This is a genomic window from Mesorhizobium sp. M1227 (assembly GCF_040318315.1).
Taxonomy (GTDB): domain Bacteria; phylum Pseudomonadota; class Alphaproteobacteria; order Rhizobiales; family Rhizobiaceae; genus Mesorhizobium.
On sequence record NZ_JAMYLZ010000016.1, the window covers coordinates 30,591 to 54,204 of the forward strand.

Genomic DNA, 23,614 nt, shown 5'->3' on the forward strand with positions numbered 1-23,614 from the left:
GCCCATGCAAACTTACGTCGCGCTGCTCTACAGCATTGTCCTGGGCGAGGGGCGGCGGGTCGTCATGTCCGATCTGAAGGCGATGGCCGAAGGCCTGGGTCTGAATAACCCGCGCACGCTGGTGGCGACCGGCAATCTGGTTTTCGAGGCGCAAGAAACAGAACTTGCGGCGTTGGAGCAGCGGCTGGAGGTGACGTTCGCAAAGACTTTCGGCCGCCACGTCGACATCATCGTGCGCCGCGCCGACGGCTGGCTGAGGATGGCGGCCAGCAATCCGTTCCCAGCCGAATCGGCTGAGGCCGCGGACCAGGTGGCGGTGCGCGTGATGCGGGCGCCCGTTCCCGCCGAGACCGCCGCGGCGCTTGAGGCGTATGCCGGCAAGGACGAGAAGCTGCGGATTGTCGGCGGCGACATCTGGATCGTCTTTTCCCGCGAGACGCCGAGTTCGCGGCTGCTTGCGGCGGTCAGTCACAAACGTCTCGGCATCGGCACCTCGCGCAACTGGAATACGGTGCGCCGCCTGGCCGAGATGGTCGCAGAATAAACGGGGCGGCTCGCGCCGCCCCAAATCGCTCAGGCCTTGGCTATCCTGGCTCCGGCACCGAGTGCCATGGTGCGCAGCACGTAGTAGATGACGCCGGCAATTGCCACGCCGAAGAACCAGCCATAGACGCCCCACCATGACGGCAGCAGGCTGGTGAAGTTGGGCAGGATCGAGGAGAAGACCGCGCCGATACCGGCGGCGATGAAGGCATTGACATGCCAGCCGCCCTGAAAGCGGAATTCGCCATTCTCCCTGTAGAGCGCCTCGACGTCGACCTCGCCCTTCCGGATCAGATAGTAGTCGACCATCATCACGCCGAAGATCGGCCCCATCGTTGCGCCAATGATGTTGACGAAGGAGGCGGCACTGCCTTCCCAGGGCGCGAATGGATAGAGCACCAGCGCGATCAGCGCCGCGATGTAGCCGCCCTTCTTGAAGTCGATCTGGCGTGGAAAGACATTGGAGAAGTCGAAGGCCGGCGACACGAAGTTCGCCACCACATTGATGCCGAGCGTCGCCACCGCAAAGGTCAGGGCTGCGAGCGCCGCCAGGAACCAGCTGTCGAATTTCGCCGAAATCTGGTCGGGATGCAGCAGCACCTCGCCATAGACGTCGAAGGCGGCGATCGTCGTAACGCCGGCGACCAGCGAGAACAGGATAAGATTGACCGGCAGGCCCCAGATGTTGCCCTTGCGCAGCGATGCCTTGTCGGGGGCGTAGCGCGCGAAATCGCAGAAGTTGAGATAGAGCGCGGAGAAATAGGTCACCCAGATCGCGGCCACCGCAAACAGCGAGGTCCAGGAGCCCGGCGTGCCCGGCACGCCCGCGTCCTTTGTCTTTTCCAGCAGCACATCCATCGGGATGTCGCTGGTGAAAGCGAAGGTGCCTGCCTTGATGCAAAGATAGATCGCCAGGATCAGCATCATCACCCACACCGCCGGTCCGGCCCAATCCTGGAAGCGGCGCACCGTTTCCATGCCTTTCTGGATGATCAGGAGTTGCAGCGCCCAGATGACGGCGAAGCAGATCACCTCGAGCCCGGAATGGCCGAGGAAATGTGTGCTCTGGTTGAAGTCGGCGAACCATTGCGAGCGGATCAGCAGGGCTACGATCGCCCCGGAGGCGGCCGCCGTCTGCGCGCCGTACCAGAAGCAGGCGACGATGGCGCGCACCAGCGCCGGTATGTTGGCGCCCCAGATGCCGAAGGAGGCACGCGCCAGGACCGGGTAGGGCACCCCGGTCTTCACGCCGGCATAGCCGACCATGTTCATCAACGCATAGATGATCAGCGAACCGATACCGATGGCGATGATGAAGTTGACGAAGCCGCCGCAGAACAGGAACAGGCTGGCAGCGAGATAGTAGCCCCACAGGCTGTGGACGTCCGACGTCCAGACGTTGAAGATCGAGAACGGTCCCCAGTTTCGAACCTTCGCCGGAGCGAGATCCTCATTGTACAGGTCCGGTGATGCGCCTTGTATTGTCATTGCTATGTCCTCCCCTTGCAACCGCACGCGCCTCCACGCATGGCACGCAGGTTAAGCCTGACGCAGGGGAACCGGCAAGCAGACGATTTGCCGGCTTTGGGCTTAAAGTCATTCAATGAGAAACGCGCTTATCGGCGTGGCGTCGTTGAGCTTCTAGCGCCGGCGATTCGTGGGGTGACACCAATCGCTCGACCTAAGCTCCAGAGTCCACCTTGTGCGTGATCAGGGCGGCAAGCTTTTTGGGCGCTTGTGCGCGATAACTCTCATCGAGCCATGACTTCAGTTGTCCCATCGGTGGCAGTTCGTCCGGTGCTGGTTCGAACGTCACCCATCCGCTCTTGCCAAGGCCGTACTCCGTCGGCGACGCATAGTGGAGCTTTCTCGCCTCGTCGCCGCTGTAGGGGAGTTTGAGGGAGATGCTGAACGGTTCGCCTTCAAGGCTCAAATAAGCAAAGGTCTTGCCTTTCACCGCGAGATCGTCGTGACCAGGCCACGGACTCTTTGTCTCGGCGCCTGGATAGGTGAGGCCGAAGGCGCGTAGTTCCTTGAGAACGGCATCGGTCGAAGCGCGCGATTTCCTACTCATCAACTCTCCTCCATCGCTGTCGGTGGCTATCCTGGCAGACGAGCCGACGGGGAGCCTCGACAGCAAGAGCTCGGAGCAGGTGTTCACAATCCTGCAGAATCTGGTGCGCGAACGCGGCAAGACGGTCGTGGCAGTCACGCATGACCTCGACATGGCCGCACGCATGGATCGCCGCATTCACATAGTGGACGGGAAGATCAGCTGAACCGGGCCACGGCGCGATCAGGCCACCGCCGACGTCTCGAAACTGGCCTCGAGCCAGGCTATTGCGCCCGTCACGTCGTCGAGGACATAGGTTGCGGCCGTCGGTCCGTTCGGCTTCACGCGGATGGAGATGCCGCCAATTTCATTGATCGCCTCGAAACCGTGTTCGTCCGATGTATCGTCTCCGAGGAATATCGGCCGCCGGCCAACAAAGGGCGGAATGTCCATGAAACGCCGGATGGCAGCACCTTTGACGGCTTCCAAAGGCATGAGCTCGACGCCGGCGTTTCCCGGAAGCACCCGATAACCCTTCGGAAGCCGGGCCAATGCCTGTTCGACGAGCTGGATTGCGGGTGCAAGCAGTTGCGGTGCTGCTCTTGTATGAACGGCAAGGACCGGCCCCTTGCGCTCGACATAGACCTTGCCGCTGCCCAGTTCGGCCTCGATCTCGTCCGCAAGGGCGGCGATGTCGGCCGGCGCGTCGGCGGCATCGATCGGACCGCTCGGCGTCAGCCGGTGCTCCAGCCCATACAGTCCGGCAATCCGCAGCTTCAGCGGGTGGAACAGCTTGTCCACGGCGGGAATCGATCGGCCGGTGATGAAGGCGACCGCACCATCCAGCCGCCGCTCGATGCGTTCGAGCAGATTGCGCAATTCCTCGCCGACGAACACCGCGTCGGGATGGGCAGCGTGTTCCAGCAGGGTTCCGTCGATGTCGAGGAAGAGCGCCCATTGCCCTTCCGACAGGTTCAACGCCGGTGGTTGTTCAAAGCTTTTCACGACGCTGCCTTCCGAGCCCGCTCGAACATCGAGATGACGTTGTTGGTGTTCGATGGCGGGCGCTCGCCGGTTCCGGTCACCCTGTCGAGATCGCCGCGTTTGCGCAGGCGCGCGGCGTCCAGCAGCATGCTGCCGGCCCAGCGGTAGACATTGTTGTCGCGGACCATCTCGCGCATCGGCCGCAAACGTTCGCGCTGCTCTTCCGGCGTCATCGTCAGCGCCTGCAACAGCGCCTCGCTCATCATGGCCGCATCGTAGGGGTTGACGATCAGTGCTTCCAGCAATTCGCGCGAGGCACCGGCGAAGGTGCTGAGCAAAAGCACGCCCTGTTCGTCGTCGCGCGCTGCGACGAATTCCTTGGCGACAAGGTTCATGCCGTCATGCAGACTGGTGACCATACAGATGTCGGCGGCACGATAGACCTCGTAGACCTGCTCCTGCCGATGATGTTCGGCGACCATCAGGATAGGGCTGTATGTCTCGCTGCCATAGCGCCGGTTGAGCTCCTCGGCACAGCGGCGGCATTCGTCGTGGAGTTGCTGGTAGGCGGGCAATGTCCCCCGGCTCGGCGCGGCGATCTGCAGGAAAACCACCTTGCCTATCCATTCGGGATATCTCGTGAACAATTCGTCCAAGGCATGGAAGCGATCGAGAATGCCTTTCGTGTAGTCGAGGCGCTCGACGCCAACGCATAGTTTGGTATCCGCAGACAGGCCGAATCTGTCGCGCACGCTGGCGCGGCACTCCTCCACAGACGGCAGTTTTGCCAGCAATTGGGCCGGCCATTCTATGGAAATGGGATAGGCGTGGACCAATGTGGTCTGCCCACCATAGGAGATTGCCGCGTCTGCCCGTTCGATCCGGCTCTCCAGAAAGCGGTCGACACTTTCGGTGAAGTTGTTGGCATGGAATTGGGTATGAAAGCCGATGATCGAACTGCCGAGCAGTCCTTCCAGGATCCGCTCACGCCACGGACAGATGCTGAATACTTCCGAATTAGGCCACGGGATATGCCAGAAGGTGATGACTATCGCGTCCGGCAGGCGCTGGCGGATCATGCGCGGTAGCAGCGCGAAATGATAGTCCTGCACCAGCACGATCGGCCGTTCGTTGCGGGCTTCGGCAACCACCGTATCGGCGAATTTGCGGTTGACGGCCTCGTAGGCGTCCCAGTCCGAGGCGCGAAACACGGGGCGGGTGAAGGCGATATGGCAAAGCGGCCATAGGCCCTCATTAGCGAAGCCCAGATAGTAGCCCTGATATTCCTCCTCCGTCAGCCAGACCCTGCGCAGCGTGTAGGACGGATTGCCTGGCGGCACCTGCACCCGGTCGTCCTTGTCGACGGTGAGACGGTCTGCCGTGCCGCCGCCATAGGCGATCCAGGTGCCGGCACAGGCGCGGGTGATGGGCTCGAGTGCCGAAACCAGGCCGCTGGCCGGCACCAAAAGTTGGACCCCGTCGTCCTTGATGTTGTGGATGTAGGGTTCGCGGTTGGACACCACGATGACCTGTGCGTCCGGCAGGTCGTCGGCCAGGATCTTGCGCAACGTGTCGGGCGACCACGTGACCAGTGCCGCATCGGCGGACTGGCCGTTCTTTTCGAACTCGCGCAGCACCTTGCGTGCCGCTTCCGAGGCGACATCCTCGCTCGGCGTGTATGCGGCGGCCGTTGCGCGACCGCGGCGCTGGCGGGATATCGACAGGAGAATGGCAAAAGCGGAAAAGCCAAAACTTGCAATCAGCAAAACCCAGAGCAGGTTTACAGTATAATCTGACATGGAATGTGATCTCGCCTCCGGCCGGCCGATAGCCGTTTTTTTTATTTGTTTTCTGGTTCGCCGCCGTATGACAACGACAGCGTCCCCATCCCGCCCATTTTTGCAACGCACAAAGAGGCTATCGGTTCCGGACGATTGCAACGCGCGCGTCATTTTCGATGCGCCGGAGCGCGGCGGCATCAAGTGCGCACGATGAGCGGCACCATCCCCTCATACCGGTCGGCAAGAAAGGCGACGACCCGGTCGCCGACACGCTGGAATGTGAGGTCGACCACTGTCGAGCCGACACCCAGATGCCGCAATGTCAGCGTGTCGATGCCGATCGGCAGCCTTGGGCGGGTGACCCGGATTTCGCTGTTCCAGCCGTCGATTTCGAGCCCAAGGCAGGCCTGCATCAGCATGAAGGCCGATCCCGCTGACCAGGCTTGCGGCAGGCACGCGACGGGATAGGCGATGGGCGCTTCGCCCGGCGACCGGGTAAAGCCGCAGAACAGTTCCGGCAGCCGCATGTTGAAATGGACAGCCGATTCGAACGTGCCGCTCATCAGCCGAACCACGCTGTCGCGCACGCCATAACGTGCCAGGCCTGCACCGCACATGGCGGTGTCGTGCGGCCAGATCGAACCATTGTGGTAGGACATCGGATTGAAGAATATCGCATCGTCGGCCAGCGTCCTCACGCCCCAACCAGAGTGGAACGACGCGGAGAGCAGCTGATCGGCGACCATCTGCGCCCGTTCCGGCTCGGGCAGCCCGACAAAGAGAAGATGGCCGGCATTCGACGTCCGTACCTTGCAGAGCTCGCCTGCACCATCGATCGCCAGTGCATAGAAATTGAGATCGTCCATCCAGAAATGGCGTTCCACCGCGGCGCGCATGGTTTCGGCGCGTTCCTCCCAATGATCGGCCTTGTCGTCCTCGCCGCGGCGGCGGGCGAGCGCCGCCAGCCCACGGAACGCGGCAAAGACGTAGCCTTGCACCTCGACCAGGGCGATCGGCCCCTTGGGCATGCGGCCATCGGCATGGAAGACGGAATCGAAACTGTCCTTCCAGCCCTGGTTGGCAAGGCCGGTCTCGGCGCCGCGCTGGTAGGTAACGAAGCCGGTCGCGCGGCTTGTCTCCTCCGTCCATTCGGCCGCTGCACAGAGCGATGGCCACAGGCTGTCGACGAACGCCATGTCGCCGGTACGATCCGCATAGGCGCAAGCGAGATGAATATAGAGCGGCGTGGTATCGACGCCGCCGTAATAGCGGCCGAACGGGAGCTCCCGCAGTGCCGCCATCTCGCCCTTGCGGGTCTCGTGCATGATCTTGCCGGGCTGCGAATCGCTGAACGGCGACGTTTCGGTCGCCTGATGCTGGGCGAGAAAGGCGAGTACGCCGCGCGCCAGCCCAGGATTCAACCACAGCATCTGCAATGCGGAAATCACCCCGTCACGGCCAAATGCCGTCGAGAACCAGGGTATGCCGGCATAGGGGTAAGGTCCGGTTGCAAGCTCGGTGGTCAGCAGCGCCACGTCCGCGCGCGCGCGTTCGATCCAGTCGTTGAAGACGCGGCCGGAACTGTGCACCGTCGCGCCGTGGCGGCGTTTGGCGCGCATGCCGAAGCGAGCGCGGGCGGCGGCAGCCCGAAAACGGTCGCGGTCGGGTGTCTCCGCCACTTCCGGGCCGACCTCGATATAGAGGACCTCGCTGCTGCGCTTCGTCACCGCAACCAGGAAATCCGCGCGGCTGGCGGTCAAATTGTCCGGCGCCTGCGAGAACGAGATCGCTGACAGGCGCACGAGCTGGTCCAGCCCGTCATATCGAAGCACCACGGATGTCGGACTGGTCTCGGCGGCGTGGGCTATTCCGCGCTTGAGCCGGGTCGAACCGCGCACCTCGAACATGTCGCGGAAATCTGCTGCGAAATGCAAGGAAACCCGAATGGCCGACGATTCCTGGCTGTAGTTGGAAAGGGTGATGCGCTCGAACAGCCGGTCCTGCCAAAGCAGCCTGACGCGTTCTATGTGGATCGCGCCCTGCGGAATGTCGCGACCACCGACACTCTGGATCGGCAGATTGGTCAGGTTCGAGGTGAAAAGCACATTATCCTGGCTGAGCGAGGCGCCGAGCAACGACATTTGCCGGCCACCGACCGTCAGCCGGAATTCCGAAAGCACACGCGTGTCGTCTCGGAAAAAGCCATCGCCGGCGCCGCGGATGTCGCCATAGGCGTCGGCCACCGCGAAGCAGTCGGCTTGCTTGAGGGCGAACAGCCGGTGCGGCTCCCGGGGCGCAACCTCGTCGAGGGAGGCAAGGGCTACGGCGGGATCAAGCTTACGCTCGTCGAGTTGATTCATACGTCACAAGCTCTGTCGTTTCGTTCCAACGTCCACAATGACGCCGATCAGGACGCTCTCGCTTCACCGGGAGTACCGATCAGGCGCGCATAGGCAGCCACATAGTCGTGGGCCATTCTCGTGGCAGAAAAACGGTTTTCGAACACGGCTCTCACCTGTCGCCTGTCGAGGCGCAGCAATTCCGGTATCGAGGTGACCGCGGCATCGACCGTATCGACAAGGAAACCGGTCACGCCGTGGTCGATGATCTCCGGCAGGGCACCGCATTTCCAGGCGATTACCGGCGTGCCACAGGCCATAGCCTCTATCGCGGCAAGACCGAACGGCTCCGGCCAATCGATCGGAAACAGCAGGCCGGCCGCCTTGCCGAGGAATTCCGCTTTTCTGTCCTCTTCGATCTCGCCGATATAGTCGACACGGTCGCCGTCGATCAGCGGCTCGATCGTGTCGTGGAAAAAAGGGCGGTCGTCGTCGCCGATCTTTGCCGCAAGCTTCAGTTTCAGCCCGGAGCGCAAGGCGATCTCAATGGCACGGTCCGGGCGCTTGTCGCGCGACAGCCGGCCCAGAAAGGCCAGATACGGCTCGTCCACCTCCGTCTCGAAAGTCGGCTCATACGTATTGATCGGTAGCCCGTGATGGATGGTCGCCAGCCAATTTGCCCTGGGTAGCCCGGTTCTCTGGCTACGCGAAATCGAGATCATCGGAAAGCGCGGAAAATGTTCGTAGGCCGGGGCCAGGTCGACATAGTCGAGCCTGCCATGCGGTGTCGTCACCGTCCGGTCGGGCATGTGTTCGAAGAAAGGAAAATGCAGGAAGTGGCTGAGATGGAAATGGATGATGTCGAACTGTTGCGCACGGCTCCTCACCTCGGCGAGCATCGAGAGATGCGCCGCGGTTTCGGATTTGTGCGGGCGCGGATCGAGACGGAGCGCGCGCTCGCGACACGCCACCAATTTCGCCGATGTCTTGGTATCGCCGCTGGCGAACAGGGTCACGTCATGGCCAAGCTCGACCAATCCTTCGGTCAGATAGGAGACGATGCGCTCCGTCCCTCCATAGAACCGGGGTGGCACGGATTCATGGAGCGGCGCCACATGGGCTATTCTCATGTTTTGGCATTTCCCTCAAAAAGACTGCTCGTGGCATCGAAATGCATCAGCCGCCCTAACGTTCCCGTACAATGGCAAGATGTCACCCAATTGGGGCAAGATGTCACCCAATTGGAGCTGCCGGGCGCGTCCACCGCTGCTCGTCTCGTCCAGCAAACATTTTTCAGGCCAAGCCATGTTTTGCCGGGAACCAAAGTCGGGTTCGCGAGTTTAGTGGGGTTCGATCGCACGCATCCGGTCGACGGGGAGGAAATGATGGACCGCTTGCAATTCTTTTCGCCCGTGCGGATTTTGCGCGGACAGGGACAGTCCGTGGAGGAGATCGACAGCGTTGCCGAAGCGATGGCATTCTTGCGAAAATGGCCGGCCGGGCGGCGCGGGCCGGTTTACCAGTGCGCCGTGAATTGCTGCGCTGCGGCCATGGCCGGCCGGATGTCGGCCGAGGAAGCGAGAAAGGCTTTTGCCGGCTTCGCCCGGATCACCCGCCTGCTCGAGGGCGATCGGCCGTTGCCGATGAGCGGCGAGGATCGGCATCGCGATCATGCCTTGAGGCGATAGGCAAGCTGCCGCAGATGGTCCGAGCAAGGGCATTCAGCCTGAGCGCCTGATCGGCGACCGACTCGCTTTCGCGAACAGTCGTTTGAGCTGAGCAACGGCGCCGTTTTCGCTGATGTAATCGCGATAGGCGACGTAATCGGGGTCGCGTGACAGATGGCATTCCTCGGTGATGGCGCGGAGTGCGTAGATGGCATTGAGCGCGAGCAGGATGGCGGAGTGCCGCAGCGCTTCAGCGGGTCCTGCGGCGGTGAGGAACGGTAGGGAGACCAGCCACCAGGAGAGGTTTTTCGAAACATAGGCCGGATGCTTGATCCAGCGATACGGTCCGCAGGTGATGATTCCGCGATTGGTGAGATTGGAAAATCTCAGGCCAAAGCTCACGGTGGACCAGACAAAAATCAAGATGCAGAAGAGGATCGCCGATCCCCAGAAAACCTGGAGCGCCGGTGAGGGCATCACCGCCGTCCAGTTGGCGCCCGTTTCGTAGTTCAGGTAGGCACGGGTGGCGGCGTTGATGGGTTCATAACAGGCAAGACAGACCAGCCAGCCGAATACGGTGGGCTCGACGGTGCGGATATGATTGTCGAGGACGCGCAGCGTGAAGACGTAGCCGACGACCGCGACAAGAACATCCACCATGAACAGGAGATCGATTGCAAAAGCGTGCCAGCGCATGATGTCGAATCGATACGGTTGTTCCAGCCCGGCAAGGATCGAACCCAGTGTGGAGCACAGATAGACGAACATCAGCGGCAGGAAGAAGCCTTTGACGATCCAGCCCCGCACGTGCTGGCGTATCTGCTCGGTCCTTTGCGGCACGGCGCCGCTGAGGACGAATGCACCGATTTCGGCATATGAATCTTCCGGATCGGTCTGCCGGCGGTCGACATAGGCAACATAAAACGGCGCGGCGACGAGCAGCTCCGGCAAGGTGTCGTAAAGCGCCGCCCAGTAGGGGGCGTAAAACCCGCGCCGGTATTCCGGCACTATCCAGTAGACTGCGGCAATGGTCGTGAGCGTGACGATGAAGCCTATGAGCTTGCGCACGACGCGCTCGACTTCAAGCGCTCGCATCGGCTTCGCCTGCAATCCCGTCGAACGCCTCCGGAACGTCTGGAAATAGGCCGTGTCGACCGCGATCATCGCTGCCGCGGTAGCTGCAATGACAGTCATGGCCTGCAAATGCACAGGCCAGCTTCTGTTGACGAGCACTCCGACGGCCAGCGCAAGACCAAACAGTCCTGCAAGGCCGGTTAGGGGCGCGGTCGCGGATTTCGGTTGGAGCGTCAAGCTGCTACTCCCGTTGTCATGAGGGTTGATCGTCGTCGGCGGCCGCCACGGGTCACGTAGTGTGCCCACCCGCCGCCGCTGGTGCCACTTGAGCAGCCGCTACACTCCACCGCTGCCGTTGGATCCGCGGCTGCTTGTCCCGTCGTTGCCGCCGCTGGATCCGCTGCTACTGCTCGATCCGCTTGAGCCGCCGCTGCTTGTTCCGTCATTGCCGCCGCTTGAACTGCTGGTGCCACTCGAACCGCTGCTGCCGCTGGATCCGCTGCTACCGCTCGCACCGCTGCTGCCGCTGGAACCGCTGCTGCCGCTCGAACCGCTGCGGCCGCTTGACCCTCTGCTGCCGCGGGAACCGCTGCTGCCGCTCGAACCGCTGCTGCCGCTTGAACTGCTGGTGCCGCTTGAACTGCTGGTGCCACTCGAACCGCTGGTGCCACTCGAACCGCTGGTGCCGCTGGAACCGCTGGTGCCGCTCGATCCGCTGCTGCCGCTCGAACCGCTGCTGCCGCTCGAACTGCTGGTGCCGCTCGAACCACTGCTGCTGCTTGAGCCGCCGATGGGCCTGTTGTTGAGGTTGTGTGGGGAGCGATGGTTGTTGGCGCCCTCGTTTATATTTTCGCAGGTGCATTTGCGCTGATATTTGGTGCCGAAAGCACTGTGTTCATTGCTCGCCTTCTTGCAGACCAACCTAGGGCAAATCAAATTCGCTTCGGTTGTCTCGGGGGTAAGGCCGGTGATCACTATTGCGGTTGTCGTGGCCGCCATGGCCATGATCGAGAACCGGAGTAAATTCCGAAAACTTTGCATAGATACCTCGCTTTCTGACGCCTTGCTTCTCGGGCTCGCGCCCAAGCTTCCTGATTGTCGAGTGGGTATTTGCAACAAGGCCGCATACGGATCGCTTACGCCTCAGCGGTCGGGCTCAGGGGCGGCGAAAAAGTTGAACAAAGCGCAGACAATGCTGCCGCATTGCGGTATTTCGACCAGAAAAAGGAAGATGCACTTTGGGGGAAACGGAAAATGTCGAAACGGCTTAGACTGGTGCTGGGAACGGCCGGCGCAATTGCCGTCGCCATTGTCTGGGGGATCATCGCCACGTTAATGGGTGTGCCATCGATTCTGATCACTGTAGGAGCGGTCGCGATCGGCGCGGGCATCTACAGCTATGTCGATCGAAGCCGAAGCTGATCCGGTTATCAGGCTACGGGCATAACGCAAAAATCCCACCGTCGCAGACTGTCTGCGGCAATGCTCAGTGTACGAAAATTACCAACGACAGCGGTCTGTGGAACGAGTGGCCTGCCGAAGCTATTGTGGTGGCGGTCCGAGACACCCCGCCTCGGGTCATTGGCTCACCCAGCCGAGTGGTCCGCTGCTACCCAATGGCAGCGGACCTTCATCCGGAGGACAGACCCGGAAGACGGATTGTGCCGAATCGAGGGAGAACAATGGTCGTTGACGAGATTGCCGCGCGGCGCCTGAAAATTCTGCTCGAGCAATACATGGAGACCAGGAAGAGGCGCCACGATGCGGTTTCCACCGCAGCGGCTGAGATCGCGATCAGGGCTGTCATGCCGAATTGCCCGGCCTCCGGAAAAGTCCTGGACGACATGATTGCGGCATGTGCGTTCGAACACGGGCTGGGGGTGCTGTTCGATCGACCTGACGCATGAAGGCCTAAACGCCATGAATCCCAACGCCAAAATCGCACGGTGCTGTCGTGCACAAATCCGACGCTGTTCCTGAGGCGCTCGCCACTAAAGCGCATCGCGTCGATCGGCCTCATGCGATGCGCTGTAAGTGCCTGTTTTTGTGCATGTCGTTGCCGCAAAACCGCTGCACAGTTTTGCGCGACATGCATTAGAGAAACCGATCGACCGGAGCAGCCATGCCGAGATATTTTTTCCATTTCCGAAACAATGAGGGCCGCTTGACGGAAGATTTCGAGGGTCAGGAGTTGGACGGTTTGTCCGCGGCTCAGGATAACGCAATGGCCTCGGCCAAGGAAATCCTGGCCGAGGGCCTGCTCAGCGGCAGCCCGGTCCTGACAGGTCTTTCCTTCGAAATCTGCGACGAGAACCGGAAGCTGCTTTTCCGATTTCCATTCTCGGAAGCTGCCGAAAAGGCCGGCACTCGGCCGTGATTGGCCAAAAGCCCCGCGATGCGGGCGAGCTTTGATCGAGCCTGGCTGAAAAACCGCATGTCGCGGCAAGACGGTCGTTGGTGCAAATCAGCACCGTAGCCAAATTAGTAGCATAGCTGCCGGCACAAAGCAAGAACAAATATGGCTTGCCTTGCCTACGGGGCATTACTTATGTCCCTGCGTGTGCCGGCCCGGGCTATCGTGCGTTTCAGGAACTCGAGGGCAGGCACGGGTAGGGGGCGCCAAGCGACGTTGCCATTTCCAACCAGTATGTCGATTTGTCGGGCCGGGTGTTCGTCAACTTACCGAAACGTCTTCGCAGGATGCTGTGATCAGGAGTTCCTTTCTCCCGCGGTTGCGTTTACAGGACGCTCAGGACAGTGTCGTTTGCGCGCCGGCAACTGGACCGAGTTAGGCCGGGCGCACAGTCCCCCTCCGTCAAGGAAACCAATCCGGCGCCGTTTTTGGAGAACAATGATTTGTGGTGGTCAAATAAGCAAAAGAGATTCAAGGGAACGTGGGACGACCGACTGGACGGCCTATTCTCAGCAGAGGTCGACTACGCCGGGAAATCCATTCTCGATGTTGGCTGCAACATGGGTATTGTCGCCTATGAGATATCCAAGCTAGGACCGAGTTCGATCCATGGGATCGACATTCTCAAGCCGCATATCGAGACGGCCAGGATGATCTTCCTGGGTTGTCCGGTCCAAAGCCAGTTCGATTGTCTCGATCTCGGCAGCCGGAAGCTGCAAAATGTTCTCAAACCGCAGTACGACATCGTCATGCTGCTGGCGGTCTACCATCACATGCAGTGGAGCCTCGGCGCGGACAAGGCGCGACGCGTGCTGTGCGATATCGCCGGGCGTGCTCAAACGATCGTTGCCCGCGTCCCTCCTGGCAAGGATAAGGAGATGATCGCGGTGCTTTCGGATGTGGGCTTTTCAATCAAAAGCAATCACACATCGCCTCTTGGAAGCCATCTCATGGTCCTCGCGAAACACTGACCGGGCATAGCGCGGCCGACGGCGAATGGCGCAAGAGCCGCGTGGCTGGGATCCGCTATGCTCGGATGCGAGGAACCGACAGTCATAAGCCGATGACGTGCAAGGATCCGGTTCGGCATTGACTGCGGTCGGGAACGAAGCCACAGACAGGTGATCGAAGCCGTCTCGTGCTTCAAGACAACACGAAGACCGGACGGGATCGCAACGGGCGGCGACAAGATGATTGCAAAGAAACGAGTGTCAACGGTCCCGGCATATCCGCTGATCAAGCGTCTGATTGGCGAAAATCTGCCGCCGCACAAGATGCTGTATGTGACAGGTTTGCTGTGCTCGATCGCTGCTGCTGCCGCGGTCGGCGCGACGGCCTGGATCATGAAAGTCATGATCAACACCATCTATGTCGAGCGAGATGCTGCCGCTGTATCGGGTATCAGCGTCGTCATCATCGGCATTTTCCTGGTCAAGGGCATAGCTGCCTACTGCCAGACCGTCACAACGGGAAAGATTCGCCGGGCTATCGTTTCGGACCTGCAAAACCGGCAATTTTCTCGAATGGTGCGTTTCGACATCAGCCGTTTCGCGAACCAGCATCCGGCAAAATTCATCTCCAAAATCATGTTCAACGCGCGCGCCGGGGCGACCGTTATTCTCACCCTCACGAGCAGCGCCGTCTCTGATCTGCTGACCCTGATTGCCTTGGCCAGCGTCATGGTCAAGCAGGACCCGGTGATGTCGCTGATATCCGTGGCGGTTCTGCCGATGCTGTTCCTGTCAGTCGGCGCGATAACCAGGAAGCTCAAGGCGCTGGCGAGGGGCGAGACGGAATTGGCCGCGCAGGTCCAGTCGATCGGCACGGAAGCCGTCGAAGGCATCCGCACCATCAAGTCCTTCCAGCTCGAGGACAAGGCCGTCGCCAGCTTTGCAAAGGCCGTCCGCAAGATGGAAAGACGTGGCATCCAGATCAACCGGACGTCAGCATTGATGAGCCCGTTGATGGAGACCGGAGGCGGCGTGATCATCGGGCTTTTCGTTATGTACGCCAGCTGGCAGACCCTCGGCAACGGCAAGACGCCCGGCGAATTCATGGCCTTCATTACCGCGTTCCTGCTTGCCTATGAGCCTGCCAAGCGGTTGGCCCGGGTCAATGTCGACATTCAGAAGCAAATGGTCGCCGTCGAGCAGATGTATGATTTGATCGACACGCCCGAGCAGCGGCGACTCGCGATCGCGGGCGAGCGTCTGACCGACGTCGATGGTGGTATCCGCTTTGAAGATGTGGCCTTTTCCTATGACGGCAACAGCCCCGCGCTCGAGGGTGTTTCCTTCGATGTCCGACCTCGTGAGAAGCTGGCGATCGTCGGCCGCTCCGGCGCCGGCAAGACCACCATCGTCAATCTGATCCTGCGTCTGATGGAGCCGGACAAGGGCAGGATCCTGATCGACGGAAAGGACATTTCGAAGATCAGCCTGGCCGACGTCCGCGATAACATCGCACTTGTGTCACAGGACGTCTTCCTGTTTGAAGGCTCGATCCGCGACAACATTCGCGACGGCCGCCCGAATGCCACGGATCAGGAAATCGAATCCGCTGCGAACCTCGCCCGGGTCACCAGCTTTGCTTCGGCGCTCGAAAACGGGCTCGACACGCTTGTCGGGCCAAGCGGCACCAACCTGTCCGGCGGGCAGAAACAACGCGTTGCCATCGCACGCGCCCTGCTCAAGAATGCTGCGGTAATCGTCTATGATGAAGCGACATCGGCGCTTGACGGTGAAAACGAACGGGCAGTCATGGAGGCAGCCTTCGACAACACATTTCAGCGCACAGTGATCTGCATTGCGCACAGGCTGTCTACAATCAAGGCGGCCGATCGTATTCTCGTGTTTGACGCCGGACAGCTTGTCGATGCTGGAACGCATGACCAGCTTTCCAAGCACAGCGAGATATATCGTTCGATATTCCACCTGGAGACGGCCGATCCGATGGTCGAAAGCGGCAAAAAGCTGCGGCAGAGCGTATTGCGCTGAAGGCCGATGACCAGCTTTTATCACGGTTCCTATGTCCGGTATGTGATTGGTGGACTGGGCCTTCAGGTGCGCCGGTACAAAAAGGCGGTGCGCGGGTTGTTTTCCGGTCGCAAGCAGCCTCGTTCCATTCTTGAGCTGCAGGCCAAGGTTGCGGCCCTGATTGTGCGCAGGGACTGGAAAGGCCTTGAAGCCGGTACCAATGAGATGGCTGTCACGGCCGATCATAATCGCGACCCCGAGCTGATGCAGAAGGCGGGCCAGGCGTTCGAACGCCTTGGCAACTTTGCGCGGGCAGCTGAGCTTCGGCTTTCCGCTCGCCGGCTGCGGAAAGGGAAAAGCGCCAACGAGTGGACCGGCGAGAATCTCGGATCGGATACACTGCTGATCGATCTTGTGGAGGATGATCCGCGCAGCCTTGGCCGGGTTATCCGCCACGCGCGACTGGCCGGCGCTGCCGCTGCCTATGCCCAAAGCGCAACAATTCGGGTCGAGCCGCGCCTGGTATCAATTCTGCAGCGAACGTTCCCGAAGGCGACCGTGGTCCCGGCGCAGCGGGATGTGGTCGGCGACAAACACGCGACTTTCGAAGATCTCGCCTGGGTGTTCGGACGCGACGCCGAAAAGCTTGCTGCCGACTTCGTACCGCTGCGGGCAGATCCTGAACTCGTCGAGGCATTCCGCAAGCGCTATCGGGCGATGACGGATCTGCCGCTGGTCGGTCTCTCCTGGGGCAGCAAGTCCCATACCAAGGACGTGCCTGATTTTCCTGAATGGGCACGGTTCATCGCCCAGACGCCAGCGACATTCGTTTCGCTCCAGTACGGGCAGATCAAGCCGGCGTTGCGGCGCCTTCGCAACGGCAACGACGCGCGTCTGATCTTTGACGACAGCGTCGACCAGATGGTCGACATGGACCGTTTCGCCGCACAGGTCGCTGCACTCGATGCTGTCGTGACGATCAGCAATACGGCGGCCCATCTTGCCGGAGCCCTTGGCGTGCCGACTGTTTTCCTCATCGACGATAATTTTCAGACGGCATGGCCGGTGACCGGCGACCGGACACCCTGGTATCCGAATGGCATTGTCATTCGCAAGGAGGGGCGCCCTTGGTCGCTGGTGCTCGACGAGGCTGGCCGGCGGCTCTCGTCGATCCTGACGACGCTTTCCGACGCTCCCCGGGGACGATAGAACATCGCCGTGCAGAACAGACGAACCATCCTTCAGAAGGCAAAAACCGCCGATCTGCGCCCGCAGGGCGCCGTCGGCAAGCGGCTGCAGAAGGTCCTCGAGCGGGCAAAGGAACTTCTTAGATGTCCCTCGCGCCACGCCGACGAAAGCGCCGAACGGCATATGAGGCTGATGGAGGAAAGCGTGCAGCGTGGTGATTGGCAAACTGCTCGCGACCATGCACTGGCGCTTGGCGTGCTTGGTGAGCAGCTTGGCGATCTCGGCCTGATCAAGAAAGCGGGGCGTGGACTGAGGCGTCTCGACGGAGGAAATCGCATCTGGCAGTTGATGGCGGCGAGCAAGCAGCTGCGCGGCAGGCCCGATTGGGATGGCAGTGATCTTGCGGGTCGCACGCTTCTCGTCGATCGTCGCGAAGGCGACCTGGCGATCTTTTTCCAGTTCGCGTCTTTGCTTGGTCCAGCAGCTGTGGCTGCCGGTCGATGCATCGTCTTCGTCGAGCCGCGACTGGCACCGCTTTATCGCAGAACATATCCTGCGCTCGATGTCAGGATTGAAGGGGAAGAGGACATGGCGGCGGTGGACGCCGATGTCGTTGCCGGTTTCGAGACGCTCGCAAAGCATTTCTGGCCGGACGACCCGACGGCACGCGCGCCCTTCGTTCCGCTGGAGCCGGACCGCCGACTGGTTGCCGAGCTGCGCGGCACCTATCTCGATGGCGGCCCAGGTCCCCTGATCGGATTTGCCTGGGGAAGCCTCAACAAGAGCAAGGATCTGCCGGCCCTGGACGATTGGCGGACGCTGTTCAGCAGCCTGCCGGGGCGCCTTGTCAGCTTGCAATATGGCGATGTCGGGCCGGCCCTCTCCGAGTTCGAGCGCCACGCGCCGGCGCGCATCATCCATGACGCTTCCGTCGACCAGTTGACGGACATGGACCGCTTTGCCGCCCAAATTGCGGCGCTGGACGCGGTGGTGACGATCAGCAATACCGGCGCCAACCTGGCCGGAGCGCTCGGCGTGCCGACGATTGTCATGCTCGACGATGGATTTCGGCTGTCCTGGCCTGCTTTCGGTGACACCGTCGCCGCATATCCGAGCGTTCGACTGGTCCGAAAAGGCGGCCGAGCCTGGGCGTCGGCAGTGCAGGAAGCAGGCGGACGGGTCATGCAAATCATCAGCGGAGCTGGCGATGGAAGGTAGCCTACTTCTCGGCCGGTTGCGCCGCGCTGTCGCGCTTGCAGGCTACAAATACAAGGTTTGGTTCCGACGTCACCGCCGGCAGCTCTTCCTTCGCTGGCGCGATGGCGACATTGCCGATCAGATGGCGGATTATCGGCGAAGCGTCGAGTCCCGCGATTGGCCGGCGGCACTGCCGAAAGCCCTGGCTCTTGGGTCCATTGCGAAGTCGAGGGGCGAGGTCCACCTGATCGACGAGCTCAGCAAGGCGCTGATGCGGATGGGCGCTTATGGCGCAGCCGCCGAACTCAGGATCGCCCGACGCCACATCGTCAACGGCCGCGTCGATGGCGAGTGGCTGGGCCAGGATATTTCTGGCCAGACACTGCTGATCGATCTGATGGAAACCGAAAAGCAGGGTCTGGCCACCGCGATCCATCATGCGAGTTCCGTCGGCTGTGCCCTGGCGCGCGCCGCCCGCTCGATCGTGCTGGTCGAGCGCCGCCTGGTACCGCTCTTTCAGCGCACTTTTCCGACCGCCGATGTGCGGCCGGTCGGCGCTGGCGGCAAGGCCGCCTATGCCGAGGCGCAGGCCTTCGCCGGCGTCCAGCATCTGACTGCCGTTTTCGAGACCGACGAGGCGACGATCCGCGAGCATTTCGTGCCCCTTAAGCCGGATCCGGCCCGGGTCGCTGAACTTCGCGCCCGCTACCGGAAGGAAGGACGGCCGTTGGTCGGTATCGCATGGGGCAGCTCCAATCCCGGCAAAGACCTGCCGCCGCTAGCCGCCTGGCGAAACCTGATCGGCCGACCGGACCTCCGGTTCGTCTCGCTGCAGTACGGCCAGATCGAGACCGATCTGAAGGTCCTGACCGACGGTGAGCCGGAGCGCATTCTTCATGACAGATCGGTCGATCAGCTCGTCGACATGGACCTTTTCGCCGCGCAGGTTGCCGCGATGGACGCCGTGGTGACCATCAGCAATACCGGAGCGCATCTGGCGGGCGCGCTCGGCATCCCCTCGATTTTCATTCTGGGCGACGGCTTCAAGCGCTCCTGGCCGGTCGAGGGCGACCGCACGCCCTACTATCCATCGGCCGTGCTGGTCTCGAAACGGGAACGCCCCTGGTCCGTGGTGATGGGCGAGGCTGAGGCCATCCTGGCGCCATGGCTCACAAAAGTGAGTGGCTAATGCCTGTCGTCCGAAAGGGTGTCACTGAAGACGCTTCGACGCGATCCGCATTAAGGGTTCGGCCGACGGATCGCGGAATGGAGCGCCCGTGTCGAACAGTCGTCGCAACAGGCCAAAAAACATAAGGCATTCCGAACCGGGATATAGTAAAGGCCAATTCGCCCCGCAGAGGATCGCAATTCTTGCTGGCATTTCTGCCTTGTGTTCGAATTAGCCGTAGGCTTAGGCGCCCAGTAATGGGGTTGGTCTGGCCGGCAGCGGTTCGGGCGCCAGCTCTGATAATCTAAAGGAGGTCTCTCCCATGTCCTTTCTAAAATTTTTCCAGGCCAAAGCGCCGCCTCTTCCTCTTATCGTATCCTTTCCAAAATCGGGGCGCACGTGGCTACGTGTCATGCTGGACGATCTCGGAGTTGAAGTTCAATACATTCACGACGGAACCGACCACAAGTTACTTCGACCGAAATCGAGCCTCAAGGAGAATAAATCTCGGTATAAAAAGAGAAGAACAATAATGCTTGTTCGCGATCCAAGAGATACGGTGGTCTCAGGGTACTTTCAGGTTCAGAAGCGCCACATGCTTCCAGCGGGATCGTTCAGTGATTTTATCAGAAGCGACAATCATGGGATTGAAAAGATCATCAGATTCAATCTGCATTGGTTCGCGGCCATGCCCCGGATGCGCGAAATCCGGTATCTTCAATATGAAGATATGCATCGGGATACCGCTGGTGTCCTTCGCGCGATCCTTGGATTCCTGAACCAGCAGGCTGACGATCGGACGCTTGTCGAGGTGGCGAACAACCGAACGTTCGACAAGATGAAAGTGAGTGAATCGACTGGTGATCTGTCCGATCGATACGGCAAGATATTACAGCCGCGCGATGCGAATGATCCCGAAAGCTTCAAGGTGCGCAAGGGCAAGATAGGCGGTTACGGCGAATATCTTTCCGATGACGATGTGGCCTATTGTGACGAGCAGTTGGCTAAGTTCGAATATTGGGAGAAGCTGGACAAGGTTTTTAGCACGAACGGCTTGTGCTACGCTCGCGTCGATAACCGCGCCCGGGTCGCCTTGGGTTAGGGAGCATTGCCGACATGGTGATGCGGACCGGATTCATTTGCGGCTGCGGCCATAGCGGGACGACGTTGATTGCGACGATCCTTGCGTCGCATCCCGACGTCTACCTGCCGCTCCAGGAAACCAACATTTTCTTCAAGTGGACGCCACTGGCCATGTTCCGCTTCTGGAAACTGAAGCGGGCGGCGCTCGATGCTGGAAAGAACGTGCTGCTTGAAAAGACACCGCGGCATATCCGCCGTGTCGCCCGCATTCGCCGGCTCGTCCCCGGTGCGCGTTTCGTCATGCCGGTGCGAGATGGGCGCGACGTCGTAGCGTCCCTGATCAAACGACTTGGCGACCCAACGGAGGCTCTCGACCGCTGGATCAACGACAATGCGCTGGTTCTTGCGGAACGGGGAAAGCCGGATGTGCTGATCTATCGCTATGAGGACCTAGTCGAGAATCCGGCCAAAGTCGTCGAGCAGATATGCAGCTTTCTCGATGTAACTTTCAGGCCGGATCTCCTCGACTATCACAAGAACCCGCAGCAGTGGTTCAAGCCGACCGACGCCAGCGGCGAGACGCCACATGCGGTGCTCCGGAACCAACAGGTCAATCAGCCGATCTATGACGGGAGCGGAAGATGGCGCTCCGAACTTGGAAACGCCGAGCTACAGGACCTGGTACAAGGACGAGGTGCCCAGCTTATGAAAGCATTCGGTTATGCATGATGTCGGCTCGGCATCTGCTTGAAATGCCGTCTACCAATCAATTTTGTCGATCAAACCCGTTTTGAACAGGCTGTGAGCGCCTTCGTACAGCATTGACTGTTCGCTCATCGCGCTGAGAGCGGCTTTACCGCTCGATACCTCATGATACTGGCGATATTTGGAAGCGCCGTTCCAATACTGACCTTCCGCCACCGCGACCTGCGCCTTGTCGTTGAAATCGGCGAAGAACTTGAAATGAAGCAGGCCAGCCAATCCCTTTATATAGTTTCGCCAGTAGGGCAGCGGTGAGTGAATCGACGTAAAAATCGTCTGGCGATCAACATATATCAGAGGAAACTTGGTCAACTTGTGCTGCCTGGCGAAAAGCCGGGTTCTCGGGCCGCCTGTGATCTTGAGATGCCGGGGGCTCCTCGTCACCTCATAGCCGCTGCCGTCGAAATGGTCTGCAACTTGCCATGGCGGCACGATGGGATCGAAGGGTACGTCCCAGATGCTTCCGCTCGGATACATGTCGATCATCGGCGCCAGCAGGCGTGTCATTCCGCGCCGCTTCAGCCAGTCGGCCATCGCACCGAGCGGATGCTGATCCATGCCGTCATAGACAAGATATTCGTCCGCATCCACGGTCAGATACCAGCGAGGCTGACCATAGATCTGCACAATCCGCTGTCGCCAAAGGTTTCCCAGGTCCGACTGCGAATAGGTGATCGGCGAGCTGAATAGATCGACATCTGGCTGCTCGGCCAGAAGCTCAGCTGTGCCGTCGGTCGAGCGATCATCGAGGACGGCGAATCTGGTGACGCCGAGTTCGCGATAGTGCTTCAGGAACGGGGGTAGCCTGTCCGCCTCGTTGCGGATGACGAGGATCAAAGGCAGGTCATTCGCTTTAAGGGGCGTTATCGGCCGCAGCGATGACACTTCTGCCCGTCTTCCGAAGGTGTGTCTCAGCCGATATATGGCGGTGTCGGTAATCGTCCGGCGGACAATGGCGGGCCAGGTTGCTTTGCTCAAGCCATCGATTCCCCTCATGGCGGTCACCGGCTGGAGCTGGCGCTGATCCGCTGTTTGCAGTTAATTTCTACATGCAGCACCGTTAGGCAAATCGCAAGCAGTTGCGGACAATGGACACAGGCCTGTTCTGAGTTCCGGCGGGGGAGCTTTCCAAGTGTTGCCGATGCGAGCTGGCCTCTATAGACATCGTCAGATGGCAACAAGGCCGGAGCCCAGACCCTATGTACGCCGGCATTCGTGGCAGCGAAATTCAATTCGACAGGCCGATCCTGTTCGTGCGCCAGCGCTATGCGCCTTTCGGTGGCGGCGAGATCATGTTGGAAAACATCATGGCCGCATTCGCCGCGCGTCAGCGGCGGGTGGCCGTGCTGTCCGGCGACTGGCCGCGTTATGAAGGCATCGAGTTCATCCATTGTGCCGGCCGCCGGTTTCCGCGTTCGCTGCGGGCGACGTCCTTTGCTCAAGCTGCCTGCCGCAAGATCGCCGAGATGCCGCCGGCGCTGGTGCAGAGCAACGATCGTCTCCCGTGCTGCGATGTCTTCCGGGCCGGGGAGGGCGTTCATGCCGCCTATCTTGCCGAGCGGCGGCGTTTCGAAACGCGGCTTGGCAGGGCGGCAATGGCGCTGAGCCCCTTTCACCGCCAGACGCTGCGCCTCGAGCGCGCAACCTATGCCAGCCCACGGCTCAAAGCTGTCATAGCGATTTCGAAGATGGTCGCCGAGGACATTGTCCGTCACTACGATTATCCGGCGGAAAATGTGCACCATATTCCCAACGGGGTGGATCTCGACCGCTTCAACCCGCAGCTGCGCCAGCAGCATCGGGCGACAATCCGCGCGCGGCTCGACGCCGACGAAAACAGGCCGGTCGTCCTGTTTGTCGGCTCGGGCTTTGCGCGAAAAGGACTGCTTGCACTGATGAAGGCGGCCGCCAGGCTCGATGGCGAGCCTGAATTGTGGGTCATCGGCCATGATTCGCGCGCCGACGCTTTCAGGCAGGCCGGTGACAGGCTCGGTCTCGGCGCACGGCTCAAGATGCTGGGGCCGCAGAAAGACATGCTGCCGTGGTACGGCGCGGCCGATATTGCCGTGCTGCCTTCCATCTATGATCCTTTCGGCACAGTGGTCATCGAAGCGATGGCCAGCGGCTTGCCCGCCGTGGTAAGCACCGGCTGTGGAGCGCGCGAGCTTGTCGAGCGGTTCGAGCCGACGCTCGTTTGCGATGCGGCCAGCGAAAGCGACCTCGCTGCAGCGCTCGCGCACGCGCTGCAGTTGTCGTCACGACCTGACACCGCAGCCCGGGTGAGAGCGGCGGCCGAACACTATGATTTCAATGTCATGATCAAGCGAATGATGGCGCTTTATGAAAGCCTTGATCTGAAATGATTTTCGACTTTGTTGAATTAGGTT

At 60.7% G+C, this 23,614-nt stretch carries 22 protein-coding genes and 1 pseudogene; 15 read left to right on the top strand and 8 right to left on the bottom strand.

Annotated elements, in window-relative coordinates:
* The first annotated feature begins 4 nt into the window (after positions 1-4).
* A complete protein-coding gene (locus tag NKH28_RS19260; RefSeq protein ID WP_352474258.1) occupies positions 5-544 on the top strand; it encodes a DUF1697 domain-containing protein in 540 nt (179 codons plus the stop codon).
* Between the two features lie 29 nt (positions 545-573).
* Here NKH28_RS19260 and NKH28_RS19265 read toward each other — a convergent pair whose 3' ends face one another.
* Positions 574-2,031 (bottom strand): NCS1 family nucleobase:cation symporter-1, encoded by a 1,458-nt coding sequence (locus tag NKH28_RS19265; protein ID WP_352474257.1) that lies wholly within the window; start codon positions 2,029-2,031, stop codon positions 574-576.
* Between the two features lie 193 nt (positions 2,032-2,224).
* Positions 2,225-2,617, bottom strand: coding sequence for an MmcQ/YjbR family DNA-binding protein (locus NKH28_RS19270; RefSeq protein WP_352474256.1), 393 nt, complete (start codon positions 2,615-2,617; stop codon positions 2,225-2,227).
* On the opposite strand from NKH28_RS19270, the pseudogene NKH28_RS19275 reads away from it, so the two are divergent.
* Positions 2,613-2,822: pseudogene (locus tag NKH28_RS19275) on the top strand (ABC transporter ATP-binding protein); the annotation flags it as partial. The gene NKH28_RS19270 and the pseudogene NKH28_RS19275 overlap by 5 nt on opposite strands.
* A 17-nt stretch (positions 2,823-2,839) precedes the next feature.
* Here NKH28_RS19275 and otsB read toward each other — a convergent pair.
* The 4 genes from otsB to NKH28_RS19295 all read right to left on the bottom strand — a co-directional run bounded on the left by otsB (position 2,840) and on the right by NKH28_RS19295 (position 8,830).
* The gene (gene otsB / locus NKH28_RS19280; protein ID WP_031211298.1) at positions 2,840-3,601 is read right to left on the bottom strand and encodes a trehalose-phosphatase; all 762 of its coding nucleotides are present in this window, start codon (positions 3,599-3,601) and stop codon (positions 2,840-2,842) included.
* The gene (locus NKH28_RS19285) at positions 3,598-5,379 is read right to left on the bottom strand and encodes an alpha,alpha-trehalose-phosphate synthase (UDP-forming) (protein ID WP_023674969.1); all 1,782 of its coding nucleotides are present in this window, start codon (positions 5,377-5,379) and stop codon (positions 3,598-3,600) included. Before NKH28_RS19285 ends, otsB begins: the two co-directional genes overlap by 4 nt.
* A gap of 179 nt (positions 5,380-5,558) precedes the next feature.
* Complete coding sequence (locus NKH28_RS19290) at positions 5,559-7,721, bottom strand: amylo-alpha-1,6-glucosidase (RefSeq protein ID WP_352540550.1); 2,163 nt, start codon at positions 7,719-7,721, stop codon at positions 5,559-5,561.
* A 47-nt stretch (positions 7,722-7,768) separates the two neighbouring features.
* Positions 7,769-8,830 (bottom strand): glycosyltransferase family 4 protein, encoded by a 1,062-nt coding sequence (locus NKH28_RS19295; protein WP_352980052.1) that lies wholly within the window; start codon positions 8,828-8,830, stop codon positions 7,769-7,771.
* Here NKH28_RS19295 and NKH28_RS34500 point away from each other — a divergent pair.
* Positions 8,816-9,388, top strand: a complete 573-nt coding sequence (locus tag NKH28_RS34500) for a DUF982 domain-containing protein (protein WP_502906642.1) — start codon at positions 8,816-8,818, stop codon at positions 9,386-9,388. The genes NKH28_RS19295 and NKH28_RS34500 overlap by 15 nt on opposite strands.
* 33 nt (positions 9,389-9,421) lie before the next feature.
* Here the strand turns inward: NKH28_RS34500 and NKH28_RS19305 are convergent, their stop codons facing one another.
* Positions 9,422-10,477: a methyltransferase family protein gene (locus NKH28_RS19305; protein WP_352980054.1), complete on the bottom strand. Its 1,056-nt coding sequence runs from the start codon at positions 10,475-10,477 to the stop codon at positions 9,422-9,424.
* Between the two features lie 289 nt (positions 10,478-10,766).
* On the opposite strand from NKH28_RS19305, the gene NKH28_RS19310 reads away from it, so the two are divergent.
* The 11 genes from NKH28_RS19310 (at position 10,767) to NKH28_RS19360 (ending at position 21,194) form a co-directional block, all read left to right on the top strand.
* A complete protein-coding gene (locus tag NKH28_RS19310) occupies positions 10,767-11,312 on the top strand; it encodes a hypothetical protein (protein WP_352980056.1) in 546 nt (181 codons plus the stop codon).
* A 239-nt stretch (positions 11,313-11,551) separates the two neighbouring features.
* Complete coding sequence (locus NKH28_RS19315) at positions 11,552-11,863, top strand: hypothetical protein (protein WP_352980058.1); 312 nt, start codon at positions 11,552-11,554, stop codon at positions 11,861-11,863.
* A gap of 260 nt (positions 11,864-12,123) precedes the next feature.
* Positions 12,124-12,348, top strand: a complete 225-nt coding sequence (locus NKH28_RS19320) for a hypothetical protein (RefSeq protein WP_352502409.1) — start codon at positions 12,124-12,126, stop codon at positions 12,346-12,348.
* A 215-nt stretch (positions 12,349-12,563) separates the two neighbouring features.
* Positions 12,564-12,818 carry a DUF6894 family protein gene (locus NKH28_RS34505; RefSeq protein ID WP_352977186.1) on the top strand — a complete coding sequence of 85 codons (255 nt, stop codon included), beginning with the start codon at positions 12,564-12,566 and terminating at the stop codon, positions 12,816-12,818.
* A gap of 380 nt (positions 12,819-13,198) precedes the next feature.
* Positions 13,199-13,825: a class I SAM-dependent methyltransferase gene (locus NKH28_RS19330; RefSeq protein WP_352815633.1), complete on the top strand. Its 627-nt coding sequence runs from the start codon at positions 13,199-13,201 to the stop codon at positions 13,823-13,825.
* A 237-nt stretch (positions 13,826-14,062) separates the two neighbouring features.
* Positions 14,063-15,850, top strand: a complete 1,788-nt coding sequence (locus NKH28_RS19335) for an ABC transporter ATP-binding protein (RefSeq protein ID WP_352471929.1) — start codon at positions 14,063-14,065, stop codon at positions 15,848-15,850.
* 6 nt (positions 15,851-15,856) lie between these two features.
* Positions 15,857-17,038 carry a glycosyltransferase family 9 protein gene (locus NKH28_RS19340; protein ID WP_352980060.1) on the top strand — a complete coding sequence of 394 codons (1,182 nt, stop codon included), beginning with the start codon at positions 15,857-15,859 and terminating at the stop codon, positions 17,036-17,038.
* Between the two features lie 9 nt (positions 17,039-17,047).
* The gene (locus tag NKH28_RS19345; RefSeq protein WP_352980062.1) at positions 17,048-18,235 is read left to right on the top strand and encodes a glycosyltransferase family 9 protein; all 1,188 of its coding nucleotides are present in this window, start codon (positions 17,048-17,050) and stop codon (positions 18,233-18,235) included.
* Positions 18,225-19,403 carry a glycosyltransferase family 9 protein gene (locus tag NKH28_RS19350; RefSeq protein ID WP_352980064.1) on the top strand — a complete coding sequence of 393 codons (1,179 nt, stop codon included), beginning with the start codon at positions 18,225-18,227 and terminating at the stop codon, positions 19,401-19,403. The genes NKH28_RS19345 and NKH28_RS19350 overlap by 11 nt, the downstream gene beginning before the upstream one ends.
* A gap of 301 nt (positions 19,404-19,704) precedes the next feature.
* Entirely contained in the window at positions 19,705-20,484 is a 780-nt protein-coding gene (locus NKH28_RS19355) for a sulfotransferase domain-containing protein (protein ID WP_352980066.1), read from the top strand.
* 20 nt (positions 20,485-20,504) lie between these two features.
* Complete coding sequence (locus NKH28_RS19360; RefSeq protein WP_352980068.1) at positions 20,505-21,194, top strand: sulfotransferase family protein; 690 nt, start codon at positions 20,505-20,507, stop codon at positions 21,192-21,194.
* A 30-nt stretch (positions 21,195-21,224) separates the two neighbouring features.
* Here NKH28_RS19360 and NKH28_RS19365 read toward each other — a convergent pair whose 3' ends face one another.
* Positions 21,225-22,205, bottom strand: a complete 981-nt coding sequence (locus tag NKH28_RS19365) for a glycosyltransferase family 2 protein (protein ID WP_352471921.1) — start codon at positions 22,203-22,205, stop codon at positions 21,225-21,227.
* Between the two features lie 221 nt (positions 22,206-22,426).
* Here NKH28_RS19365 and NKH28_RS19370 point away from each other — a divergent pair, with 221 nt between their 5' ends.
* Positions 22,427-23,590: a glycosyltransferase family 4 protein gene (locus NKH28_RS19370; RefSeq protein ID WP_352980070.1), complete on the top strand. Its 1,164-nt coding sequence runs from the start codon at positions 22,427-22,429 to the stop codon at positions 23,588-23,590.
* Positions 23,591-23,614 lie beyond the last annotated feature (24 nt).

What these genes read in the sequence shown, in the direction of transcription:
- NKH28_RS19260 (WP_352474258.1), top strand. Translation starts at nt 5, where the DNA reads ATGCAAACTTACGTCGCGCTGCTCTACAGCATTGTCCTGGGCGAGGGG.
- NKH28_RS19355 (WP_352980066.1), top strand. Translation starts at nt 19,705, where the DNA reads ATGTCCTTTCTAAAATTTTTCCAGGCCAAAGCGCCGCCTCTTCCTCTT.
- NKH28_RS19285 (WP_023674969.1), bottom strand. Translation starts at nt 5,379, where the DNA reads ATGTCAGATTATACTGTAAACCTGCTCTGGGTTTTGCTGATTGCAAGT.
- NKH28_RS19265 (WP_352474257.1), bottom strand. Translation starts at nt 2,031, where the DNA reads ATGACAATACAAGGCGCATCACCGGACCTGTACAATGAGGATCTCGCT.
- NKH28_RS19320 (WP_352502409.1), top strand. Translation starts at nt 12,124, where the DNA reads ATGGTCGTTGACGAGATTGCCGCGCGGCGCCTGAAAATTCTGCTCGAG.
- NKH28_RS34505 (WP_352977186.1), top strand. Translation starts at nt 12,564, where the DNA reads ATGCCGAGATATTTTTTCCATTTCCGAAACAATGAGGGCCGCTTGACG.
- NKH28_RS19295 (WP_352980052.1), bottom strand. Translation starts at nt 8,830, where the DNA reads ATGAGAATAGCCCATGTGGCGCCGCTCCATGAATCCGTGCCACCCCGG.
- NKH28_RS19370 (WP_352980070.1), top strand. Translation starts at nt 22,427, where the DNA reads ATGTACGCCGGCATTCGTGGCAGCGAAATTCAATTCGACAGGCCGATC.
- NKH28_RS19360 (WP_352980068.1), top strand. Translation starts at nt 20,505, where the DNA reads ATGCGGACCGGATTCATTTGCGGCTGCGGCCATAGCGGGACGACGTTG.
- NKH28_RS19350 (WP_352980064.1), top strand. Translation starts at nt 18,225, where the DNA reads ATGGAAGGTAGCCTACTTCTCGGCCGGTTGCGCCGCGCTGTCGCGCTT.
- NKH28_RS19270 (WP_352474256.1), bottom strand. Translation starts at nt 2,617, where the DNA reads ATGAGTAGGAAATCGCGCGCTTCGACCGATGCCGTTCTCAAGGAACTA.
- NKH28_RS19290 (WP_352540550.1), bottom strand. Translation starts at nt 7,721, where the DNA reads ATGAATCAACTCGACGAGCGTAAGCTTGATCCCGCCGTAGCCCTTGCC.
- NKH28_RS34500 (WP_502906642.1), top strand. Translation starts at nt 8,816, where the DNA reads ATGGGCTATTCTCATGTTTTGGCATTTCCCTCAAAAAGACTGCTCGTG.
- NKH28_RS19340 (WP_352980060.1), top strand. Translation starts at nt 15,857, where the DNA reads ATGACCAGCTTTTATCACGGTTCCTATGTCCGGTATGTGATTGGTGGA.